Raw genomic sequence first — 9,897 nt, 5'->3', positions numbered from 1 at the left:
GAGACAGGGATTCGAACCCTGGGAACCCGTGAAGGCTCAACGGTTTTCGAGACCGCCCCGTTCGACCACTCCGGCACCTCTCCGCAAAAGTAGGTTTAAGCATGTCGAACCGGCCCGTATTTAGGGTGCATGTGCCCCCCATGCAAGCGGGAATTTTGGCGCGCTATTTTAGCGCGTCAAACAGATCACCCAGATCGTCCTCGTACCGCTGCCATGCCTTGACGGACGAGCGGTAGATCGGTTGGCGCACTTGATAGACCGACAAGGTATCGACACGGCGTTTGGTCTGGTGGGAATTCAGGCAGGCGTCTTCCCATTCTAGCCCGCAAGCCGCCAACAGTTTGCGGGATTCTTCCTCGGGGTTGGCGGTCAGGGCGTCATAGTGGATTTCGTGGAAATATCCTGGCAGGGTCTCGCGCCAAAAGGCGATCATATCCTCGAACAGCTTATAATAGGTGCCAAGGTCGCGCAGATTGTAGGCATAGCCATGTGTGCCCTCGCGGAATACGTTTTTATAGATCGACAGCAGGTTGTCGCGCGGATCACGCCGCACCACCACGACATGGGCGCGGGGCAGGGCGATTTTGACCAGTCCCATAAAGGTATAGGTCTGGATCGATTTATCGGTGATCCGGTCCGCATCGGGGAAAAGGGCGCGCATGTAGTCGGTATAATGCTGGCCCAGCTGTTTCAGGGCGTCATTGCCAATATTGGTGACCGCGTTAAAGTCCCCTTCGGGCGTGCCAATCAGCTGATACGCTTCGCGGGAAAATTCACCAATTTCACCAGCGCCAGTAACGGTGCTGTGGCTGGCCAGAATTTGCTCCACCAATGTGGTGCCGGACCGTGGCATACCGGTGACAAAGATCGGCGCGAAGCTGTCGTCGCCAACACCGTCATAGGCGGCAAAATCAACATTGCGAAACGCTTGTTTGATTTTATCGAGTTCAATGGCGCGAACATTCACATCATAGGGGTGTGCCTTGCGCATCAGCCCGTTGGCGGTGTTCAGATATGGGAAAACCTGATTGTATTCCTTGCAATCATCCATTGCTTTGGACAGGGCAAAGCCGAGGTGCATCCGGTCGGCCTCACTCAGCCGCTTATCGGCATAACGCTCTTTCATCTGGCCGATCAAAGGATCATCAGCGCTGAATTTGTGCGAGGCGCTGAAGGTGCGGTAGGTTTCGCCGTTGCTTGGCTCTAGTTCAATCGCCTTGCGAAAATCCGCATCAGCCGCCGCGAATTCGCCCTGAGTTTGCAATAATGCCGCTCGGCGAGAATAAGCAAAGGCGTAATCTGGGCTAATTTCAATGGCTTTGGTAAAATTTTTCATTGCGTCATCATTTTGGCCCAACACCCCTTGGGCCCGTGCCAGCATTGCATAGACCTGTGCCGATTTGTCCCCCAAACGGATCGCCGCCTGAAAAGCTTCAATCGCATCCCCGTCCTGTTCGGCCTTGGCCAATAGCGTGCCGAGGGTGAAACGGGCCTCGGCCAGTTTTGGGGCCAGCTTGCAGGCATCGCGAGCCAGCATCAATGCTTCGTCATCCTGAACCATTCGCGCCAGTGCACGGGCCAGATTAGACATGGCGACTGCCAGCTTTGGGTCGGCATTCAGCGCACGGCGTAATTCTTCGGCGGCATCAACGGGCCTGCCAATATCCAGCAACAAACGCCCCAGATCGTTGCGGATAACTGCGGCGTTGGGGGCCAGTGTTATGGCATGGCGGTAACTGGCCAGTGCGGTGTCGGTTTTACCTAGGCGGGCTTGGGCTGTTGCAAGAATATGTGCCGCGGTCGAGGATCGGGGATGCGTTTTTAACAACACCTGTGCGCCGGTTTGCGCCAATTCAAACTGTTGCGCGTTCATGTTCGATATCAGCGCGGCAATTTCTTGCGGGCTAACCCCGCCCAACCCATCCTTAGGTGACGATTTATGTGCCGAAAACGTGCTGCCGATTTTGGCCTTTTGGTGAGGTTCTAGTGGTGTCTTGGACAGATGCTTTAGAAAAGCCGAAATTTGTTCCTTATCGCCGAGTGATTTCAACACCTCGGCCCAGAACTGCCAGATGGCGGCCTCTCCAGGTTTAAGCGCTGCTGCCTCTTTCATATGCGGCAGGGCTTTTTCATATTTTCCGCCGGATGCGAAAATACGGGCCACTTGAAAATGGACTTCGGCAATACGCGGATTGACATTGAATATCGCCTGATAGGCCGCAAGCGCCTCGTTCAGCTTGCCAGCGTTCTGCAGGCTAAGTGCCTTTTGATACAGGGCAGGGATTTGTTTTGGTGAAATTGGCGGCACGGCAGTGTCTTTCGTTGTTATTCAGGTCATGGTTTAGGGGGTTTGGCGCGAGCTGTCCAACAAACATAATCGCTGCCTGCTCTTGAATTTACTCAAGGTCATATTCCCCCTATAAGGTAACACGCAATAGCCCAGACTGGACCCCCATGTTAAAACGTTTTTACCTGATCGTTGTTTTGCTGCTTCCCGCATTCGATGCCGCCGCACAGGACGCGGCGCGGCTGGATCCTTTGATTGATGCGCTGCAACTGCATGAAATATTCGCGGTGATGCAGCAGGAGGGGGTCAGCTATGGCCGTGACCTTGACCGCGAGCTGTTGAGCAATGCGGGCGGGGAAAAATGGCAGCGAGCGGTTGATGAAATATATCAGTCCGAACGAATTTGGCAGACTTTCTTGCCACGATTTTCGGCGGAACTGGACGGCGGGGATCTGAAGGCGATGCTGGCCTTCTTTGACAGCGATCGTGGTCGGCGTATTGTATCGTTAGAGCTGTCGGCGCGGCGTGCGTTACTGGACAAGAGTTTGGAGCAGGAAAGCCGTGACGCTTATCTTGCCATGCAGGACGAAGGGCATCCGCGCCTTGCCCTGCTTGAGGATTTTATCAATGCCAATGATTTGGTCGAATTCAATGTCACGGGCGCAATGAACGCCAGCTATGCCTTTTATAACGGCATGATTGATGGGCAGGCCTTTGATTACGAATTGACCGAAGATGAAATCCTGCGCGATGTCTGGTCGCAGGAACCGGAAATCCGGCTGGATACCCAGGAATGGATCTATGGCTATCTGACGCTGGCCTACGCCCCGCTATCAGACGATGATTTGCAGGCCTACATTGATTTTTCAGGCACCAAGGCGGGCCGCGCCCTGAATGCGGCGCTGTTTGCCGGATTTGACGATGTGTTTACCAATGTGTCCAGGGCGCTTGGCTTGTCGGCGGCGGGGTTTGTGAAGGGCGAGGAGTTATAAGCCTATTGGCCATGCACCATGAACCAGACAACCAACTGTTCACGGGCCTGCGGGGGGGCGGGGGTGAATTTGGCAATATCGCTTTGCATTACGCGGATCATCTCGGGGCGCGCCGCTGGCGGAACACAGGCCAGATCAGCCCCAGTCGTTAGGGCAGGGCCGCCGCCCGCGCGAATGTCATCCAGAATCTCGTTCTGATGCGCCGCCACATGCCCGCTCACCCGATTGCGCCGTGCGTTATAGGTGGCGTTTTCAATGCCGGTGCCCACCACCATACCCGGCCACATCACCGGATTACCCAGATGCCCCATGTCACAGCCGCCAAGCGCCAGAACCAATCCTAACCAAATGATCCGCATTTCCCTATATTCCTTCACTCATTACGCTTGACTTATCCCCGTAATTCCCAGATAAGCCCGCTTCTTGGCAAGGATAACTTTGTCAGGTTTGCGTAATGTCGCCCATAAGGGCGCGCAGTTCGAGGCGCCGATATAGGCACAACACCCAGGGTTGGGCGGCCACAGAACGCGGAAAAACAAAGGAATACCATATGTTTGCGGTTATGAAAACCGGCGGCAAGCAATACAAGGTTCAGTCAGGCGATGTCCTGCGTATTGAACGTATTGCGGCCGATGCTGGCGAAAAAGTCCAGTTCAGCGAAATTTTGATGATTGGTTCTACAATCGGCACACCCACTGTTAAAGGTGCGGGCGTTCAGGCCGATGTAATCGACCAGATCAAAGGTGAAAAACTAATTCACTTTGTAAAACGTCGCCGGAAACACGGCTCAAAGCGCACAAAAGGCCACCGTCAAAAGCTGACTTTGGTGCGGATCACGGACATCCTTGAAAAAGGTGCTGACAAATCCGGCGTAAAAGAAGCCATCGGCACAGGGTCTGTTTCGGCAGCTGCTATTGCGGCAATGAAACCAGCCAGCAACAAGCCAGCCCGCGCAGAGCAAGGTAAACCAGCCCCGAAAGCCAAGGCTGCTAAGGCGAAACCGGCCAAGGCCGAAGCCAAGCCAGCCGCGAAACCGGCTAAAGCGGAAGCGAAACCTGCGAAAAAGGCAGCCGCCAAGCCCGCCGCTAAAAAAGCAGCCCCCAAAGCTGCATCCGGTGCTGACGATTTGAAGCAATTGTCCGGTGTTGGTCCCGCACTTGAGAAAAAACTGAACGAAGCAGGCGTAACCACATTTGCCCAAGTCGCAGGCTGGTCTAAAGCTGATATTGCTGATATGGACGAGAAACTGTCGTTCAAGGGTCGTATTGAACGTGAAGACTGGGTCGCACAGGCCAAAAAACTGGCTAAAGGCTAAGGAGAGACAAGATGGCACATAAAAAAGCAGGCGGTTCATCCCGCAACGGTCGCGACAGTGCAGGTCGTCGCCTTGGCGTTAAAAAATTCGGTGGCGAAGCCGTGATTCCGGGTAACATTATCGTGCGTCAGCGCGGCACAAAGATGTGGCCGGGCGAAGGCGTCGGTATGGGTAAGGACCACACAATCTTTGCCAAGGTCGAAGGTAACGTGACCTTCCACAAAGGCCTCAAACGCCGCACATTTATTTCGGTCCTTCCGGTGGCGGAGGCCGCTGAATAAACCGAAACCTTATGGTAAGAAATTAAAGGGATCGGTGGCAACACCGGTCCTTTTGCTTTTCGATATTGTTGTGCCTAAAAATCGCTCCAGTGTCACAGTAGATTGAAGTTCCGGTGACGGCCTGACGTCTTGTAACGACGCACGTTAATCGCCATCTGATCCAGATGCTACCCAAAGGAGGGACAGCATGAGACTCGAGACGATCATTAACCAGCCAGTCATAGAATGCGAACGGTTTACCCTGCGCCCGTTGCGCAAATCCGACGCGGGCCTGTTGGAGCTGTATTCCAGTGACGAGCGCATCGCGCGCTCTACCTCAACCATTCCGCACCCGTTACCGCCGGGCACCACCGAGGCCTTTATCACCCGCGTAATGGCAGATGATCGCCGCGAAGATGTATGGGTGCTGGATGGCACAGCCCATGACCACGCCGAATTGCTGGGCGTGATCAGCCTGACCTGCATCGAGCGCGGGCAGGCCGAAATCGGCTACTGGATTGCGCCTGCGTTCTGGAACACGGGTTATGCGTCCGAGGCGGTTGTCGCGTTGCTGAATGCCAACCCCAAGACATGTAATTCGATCTTTGCCGAGGTATTTCAGGACAATCCGGCGTCAGCCCGCGTGCTGACCAACGCTGGTTTTGAATACATTGGCGACGCCGAAACCCATTCGGTTGCCCGCGGGGCCAATGTGGAAACATGGACCTATATTAAAAAGATGGGGGTGGCGCAGGCTTGAGGCCACGCGCTTTGTGCTCTATCGCCTAGACAGACAACAATTTTAAGGCCGCAAACCCATGAAATTCCTCGATCTTGCCAAAGTATTCATCCGTTCTGGCGGCGGCGGCGGTGGCTGTGTGTCGTTCCGGCGCGAAAAACATATCGAATACGGTGGCCCCAACGGCGGGGACGGTGGACGTGGCGGCGATGTGTGGGCCGTGGCGGTTGACGGATTGAACACCCTGATCGATTTCAGGTTCCAGCAGCATTTTTTCGCCAAAAATGGCCAGGCCGGTATGGGGTCGCAACGCACCGGTGCCGATGGCGACGATATTATCTTGCGGGTGCCGGTGGGCTGCGAAATTCTGGACGAGGACGAGGAAACCGTGATCGCCGACATCACTGAGGTTGGCCAGCGTGTGCTGCTGGCCAAGGGCGGCAACGGTGGTTTTGGCAATCTGCACTTCAAATCCCCCACCAACCGCGCCCCGCGCCGCGCCAACCCCGGCCTTGAAGGGGTCGAACGGGTGCTGTGGCTACGCCTGAAACTGATCGCGGATGCCGGCCTTCTGGGCATGCCGAACGCTGGCAAATCGACGTTCCTTGCCGCCACATCGAATGCGCGGCCCAAAATCGCTGACTACCCGTTCACCACCCTGCACCCCAATCTGGGCGTGGTCGGGGTGGACAACGCCGAATTTGTCATGGCCGACATTCCCGGTCTGATCGCGGGAGCATCCGAGGGGCGCGGCATTGGTGACAGGTTTCTGGGCCATGTGGAACGCTGTGCGGTGCTGCTGCATCTGGTGGATGCAACCAGTGAGGATGTGGCCGAGGATTACCGCGTTATTATCAATGAACTGGAACAATACGGCGGCCATCTGGCCGATAAACCCCGCGTCACCGCGCTGAATAAAATCGATGCGCTGGATGACGAGGAACGCGCCGCCAAATTTGCCGAACTGTCGGCTGTTGTGGACGGTCCGGTGATGCAAATGTCCGGTGTCAGCCGTGAAGGGCTGATCGATGTGCTGCGCACCGTTCGCGCCGAAATCACCGAGGACCGCATTCGCACCCGCAAGGCTGAACAGGCTGAAACCGAGGAGGAGGACGCAGGATGGCGTCCCTAACATCTGCCAAGCGATTGGTTGTCAAAATAGGATCGGCCCTGTTGGTGGACCGCACATCAGGGCAATTGTCCAGCGATTGGCTACACGCGCTAGCGCTGGATGTGGCTTGGCTCAAGGGGCAGGGTGCGGATGTGATCCTCGTGTCGTCCGGATCGATCGCGCTGGGGCGCGGGGTGTTGGGGTTGCCCGCCACAGAATTGGCGCTGGAACAATCACAGGCTGCCGCTGCCGTTGGCCAGATCCGGCTGGCGCGGGCCTATGAAGAAGCACTGGCGCCACACGGGATTACCACCGCACAAGTTTTGGTAACATTGGAAGACAGTGCCAACCGCCGACGCTACCTGAATTCCCGCGCCACGCTGGAACAGCTGATCAACCTGGGCGTGGTGCCAATTGTCAATGAAAATGACACCATCGCCACCGATGAAATCCGTTATGGCGACAATGACCGCTTGGCGGCACAGGTCGCGGTGACGGTCGGGGCGGATCAATTGATCCTGCTGTCGGATGTTGATGGGTTTTACAGTGCCAATCCGACGCTGGATAAGAATGCGATCCGTTATGAGGTGATCAAACAGATCACCCCCCAAGTCGAGGCCATGGCCGGTGATGCCGGATCGGGGCTGTCCCGCGGCGGGATGAAAACCAAACTGATGGCGGCAAAGGTTGCGATGACTGCGGGCTGTGCGATGGCGATCTGCAACGGCTTTGCCAAACGGCCCCTATCGGCGCTGCATAACGGTGCCAATGCAACATGGTTTGCCCCACAAGACGATCCACAAGCGGCACGCAAACGCTGGATCGGCGCGATGAAACCAAAAGGCAGCATCACCATCGACGCCGGTGCCGCCCGCGCCCTGAACAGTGGAAAATCGCTATTGCCAGCCGGTGTGACCACCGTGACCGGTGATTTCGACCGTGGCGATCCACTGACCATCCTTGGACCGGATCAGCTGCCGCTCGGGCTTGGCCTGTCGCGCTATAACGCGCATGATTCGATGGCGATCAAAGGCAGACGTTCGGATGACATCGAGGTCATCCTTGGCTACAAACCCCGCACTGCCCTGATCCACCGTGATGATATGGTGCTATAAAGACTTTCTTCTTTTCTTAAATATCTCCGCCGGAGGCATTAATCTAATGAACGATAAAATTAAAACCATGATGGCTGACATCGGAATCCGCGCCAAAGCGGCCGCCGCCGAGCTGGCCCACGCCAGCGCTGCAGCAAAAGAATCCGCCCTGCAGGCCGCAGCAGATGCAATCTGGGACAACCGCGCTGACATCCAAGCAGCCAATGAACAAGACATGGTCTATGGCCGCGACAAGGGGTTGACTGCCGCGATGCTGGACCGATTGATGTTGGATGAGGACCGGATCAAAGCCATGTCTGAGAGCTTGCGCATGGTTGCGGCGCAAAAAGACCCTGTGGGCGATGTGATTGCCCAGTGGGATATGCCGTCAGGGCTGAACATCAAGCGGGTCCGCACGCCTTTGGGGGTGATCGGCGTGATCTATGAAAGCCGCCCGAATGTGACGGCAGACGCCGGTGCGCTGTGCCTGAAGGCGGGCAATGCGGTGATTTTGCGGGGCGGCTCGGAAAGCTTTCATTCCTCGGCAGCGATCCATGCCTGTCTGGTTCAAGGGCTAAAGGCGGCGGGGCTGCCTGCGGACGCAATCCAGCGGGTGCCAACCCGTGATCGGGCTGCGGTTTCGCAAATGCTGACCATGACAGACAGCATCGACGTGATCGTGCCGCGTGGTGGCAAGGGGCTGGTTGGATTGGTGCAGCGCGAGGCCCGCGTGCCGGTTTTTGCCCATCTGGAAGGGATTGTGCATGTCTATATCGACGCCTCTGCCGATGCCGGCAAAACCCGCGCTGTAGTGATGAACGCCAAAACGCGGCGCACGGGGATTTGCGGATCAGCCGAATGTTTGTTAATCCATCAGGATGTAGCCGCGCTGGGTCAGCAGGTGATTGATGATCTGATGGCCGCAGGCGTCGAGGTGCGGGCCGGTGCTGGTTTGAATGGCAGCAAGCGGGCCACCGAAGATGATTTCGGCCACGAGTTTCTGGATATGATCATTGCGGCGCGTCTGGTTGACGATGTGGATGGTGCGATTGCCCATATCCAGCAATATGGATCAAACCACACGGATGCAATTATGGCCGAGGATGCGCATGCGGTTGCGCGGTTCCTTGAGCGGCTGGACAGTGCGATATTGATGCACAATGCCTCGACCCAGTTTGCCGATGGTGGCGAATTTGGTATGGGGGCCGAAATTGGCATTGCCACGGGCAAGATGCATGCGCGTGGGCCGGTGGGATCAGAGCAGTTGACCAGTTTCAAATATATCGTGACAGGGGATGGCACGGTACGCAATTAAACGGGGTTTGGTCGCCGAAATTCTTTGAAAGAATTTCACAAGGAAAATTTGAAATTTTCCTAACCGCAACAAAACTACGTTGTTTTGCAAAATGAACAATCAGGTTGCGTCAAAAGGACAAGGCGATCACATCGTCACCCAAACTGGTCTGCAAGCTACAGCTAGCATGTTTGGCCGCATCCGGCACAAGCGCGAAATGCACTTCGGCGGGCGAGATTTCTTTCTCGATATCGGTTGAAACCAGCAATTCCCAAATGGACGGATCGATGTTCATCCTCTCGGCGTTGCAATGCAGGTTCCAGCCGCCCTGACTCTGCTTCACATTAATCGTGCCGCCATATGGCAGGGCCGTCTCGAAACACTGGATCAGCAGAAACGTCAGTTTGACCTGTTGTCGCTGCAGGCTTTCGTCGCTGATCCAATTGACCCGCACACGGCTGCCCGCCGACATATCCTGCAAGATCGAAAGGATTTCATCGCGGCCAATCATCTGGCCGCGCCGCGCCGCGCCAAAGGCAATACGGAAAAACCGGATGCGGGCGTTGGCGTTCATCACGCTTTCGCTGATCAGCGCCATTTCGGGCCCGTCCACAGCCCCCGCCATGCCCAATAATTCTACCCCATTGCCGATTGCCCCCAAAGGGCTGATAAGGTCATGGCAGATGCGAGAGCCGATCAGGGCAGCGATATCAATTTGGGCAGTGGTCATAGGAACAGTCCAGTCATCAGATAAGGGGCGCAAAGCGTGAATGATTTTCTAGAACCGGGCATGTTGGTCAGGCAC

The 9,897-nt window shown here is 56.1% G+C and carries 10 protein-coding genes; 7 read left to right on the top strand and 3 right to left on the bottom strand.

Going from position 1 to position 9,897, the window contains the following annotated elements; translation table 11 throughout:
* Positions 1 to 163: 163 nt before the first annotated feature.
* Entirely contained in the window at positions 164 to 2,308 is a 2,145-nt protein-coding gene (locus ACWB12_RS00750) for a tetratricopeptide repeat-containing sulfotransferase family protein (RefSeq protein WP_479528143.1), read from the bottom strand.
* Between the two features lie 146 nt (positions 2,309 to 2,454).
* On the opposite strand from ACWB12_RS00750, the gene ACWB12_RS00745 reads away from it, so the two are divergent.
* Positions 2,455 to 3,279, top strand: coding sequence for a DUF2059 domain-containing protein (locus ACWB12_RS00745; RefSeq protein ID WP_479528142.1), 825 nt, complete (start codon positions 2,455 to 2,457; stop codon positions 3,277 to 3,279).
* 2 nt (positions 3,280 to 3,281) lie between these two features.
* Here the strand turns inward: ACWB12_RS00745 and ACWB12_RS00740 are convergent, their stop codons facing one another.
* Positions 3,282 to 3,638, bottom strand: a complete 357-nt coding sequence (locus tag ACWB12_RS00740) for a hypothetical protein (protein WP_479528141.1) — start codon at positions 3,636 to 3,638, stop codon at positions 3,282 to 3,284.
* Positions 3,639 to 3,829: 191 nt separating this feature from the next.
* On the opposite strand from ACWB12_RS00740, the gene rplU reads away from it, so the two are divergent.
* The 6 genes from rplU (at position 3,830) to ACWB12_RS00710 (ending at position 9,113) form a co-directional block, all read left to right on the top strand.
* Positions 3,830 to 4,594, top strand: a complete 765-nt coding sequence (gene rplU, locus ACWB12_RS00735; RefSeq protein WP_479528140.1) for a 50S ribosomal protein L21 — start codon at positions 3,830 to 3,832, stop codon at positions 4,592 to 4,594.
* An 11-nt stretch (positions 4,595 to 4,605) separates the two neighbouring features.
* On the top strand, positions 4,606 to 4,875 hold the full coding sequence (rpmA, locus tag ACWB12_RS00730) for a 50S ribosomal protein L27 (protein WP_479528139.1): 270 nt from the start codon (positions 4,606 to 4,608) through the stop codon (positions 4,873 to 4,875).
* Positions 4,876 to 5,062: 187 nt separating this feature from the next.
* Positions 5,063 to 5,614: a GNAT family N-acetyltransferase gene (locus ACWB12_RS00725; RefSeq protein WP_479528138.1), complete on the top strand. Its 552-nt coding sequence runs from the start codon at positions 5,063 to 5,065 to the stop codon at positions 5,612 to 5,614.
* A 58-nt stretch (positions 5,615 to 5,672) separates the two neighbouring features.
* Complete coding sequence (gene obgE / locus ACWB12_RS00720; RefSeq protein WP_479528137.1) at positions 5,673 to 6,725, top strand: GTPase ObgE; 1,053 nt, start codon at positions 5,673 to 5,675, stop codon at positions 6,723 to 6,725.
* Positions 6,713 to 7,819 carry a glutamate 5-kinase gene (gene proB, locus ACWB12_RS00715; protein WP_479528136.1) on the top strand — a complete coding sequence of 369 codons (1,107 nt, stop codon included), beginning with the start codon at positions 6,713 to 6,715 and terminating at the stop codon, positions 7,817 to 7,819. The genes obgE and proB overlap by 13 nt, the downstream gene beginning before the upstream one ends.
* A 46-nt stretch (positions 7,820 to 7,865) precedes the next feature.
* Positions 7,866 to 9,113 (top strand): glutamate-5-semialdehyde dehydrogenase, encoded by a 1,248-nt coding sequence (locus tag ACWB12_RS00710; RefSeq protein WP_479528135.1) that lies wholly within the window; start codon positions 7,866 to 7,868, stop codon positions 9,111 to 9,113.
* A 109-nt stretch (positions 9,114 to 9,222) separates the two neighbouring features.
* On the opposite strand, the gene ACWB12_RS00705 is transcribed toward ACWB12_RS00710, so the two are convergent.
* Complete coding sequence (locus tag ACWB12_RS00705; RefSeq protein ID WP_479528134.1) at positions 9,223 to 9,822, bottom strand: histidine phosphotransferase family protein; 600 nt, start codon at positions 9,820 to 9,822, stop codon at positions 9,223 to 9,225.
* Positions 9,823 to 9,897 lie beyond the last annotated feature (75 nt).

The organism is Profundibacter sp. (genome assembly GCF_056498605.1).
This window is presented reverse-complemented; position numbering and strand designations above follow the sequence as displayed.

What these genes read in the sequence shown, in the direction of transcription:
- ACWB12_RS00745 (WP_479528142.1), top strand. Translation starts at nt 2,455, where the DNA reads ATGTTAAAACGTTTTTACCTGATCGTTGTTTTGCTGCTTCCCGCATTC.
- ACWB12_RS00740 (WP_479528141.1), bottom strand. Translation starts at nt 3,638, where the DNA reads ATGCGGATCATTTGGTTAGGATTGGTTCTGGCGCTTGGCGGCTGTGAC.
- rplU (WP_479528140.1), top strand. Translation starts at nt 3,830, where the DNA reads ATGTTTGCGGTTATGAAAACCGGCGGCAAGCAATACAAGGTTCAGTCA.
- rpmA (WP_479528139.1), top strand. Translation starts at nt 4,606, where the DNA reads ATGGCACATAAAAAAGCAGGCGGTTCATCCCGCAACGGTCGCGACAGT.
- ACWB12_RS00725 (WP_479528138.1), top strand. Translation starts at nt 5,063, where the DNA reads ATGAGACTCGAGACGATCATTAACCAGCCAGTCATAGAATGCGAACGG.
- obgE (WP_479528137.1), top strand. Translation starts at nt 5,673, where the DNA reads ATGAAATTCCTCGATCTTGCCAAAGTATTCATCCGTTCTGGCGGCGGC.
- proB (WP_479528136.1), top strand. Translation starts at nt 6,713, where the DNA reads ATGGCGTCCCTAACATCTGCCAAGCGATTGGTTGTCAAAATAGGATCG.
- ACWB12_RS00710 (WP_479528135.1), top strand. Translation starts at nt 7,866, where the DNA reads ATGAACGATAAAATTAAAACCATGATGGCTGACATCGGAATCCGCGCC.
- ACWB12_RS00705 (WP_479528134.1), bottom strand. Translation starts at nt 9,822, where the DNA reads ATGACCACTGCCCAAATTGATATCGCTGCCCTGATCGGCTCTCGCATC.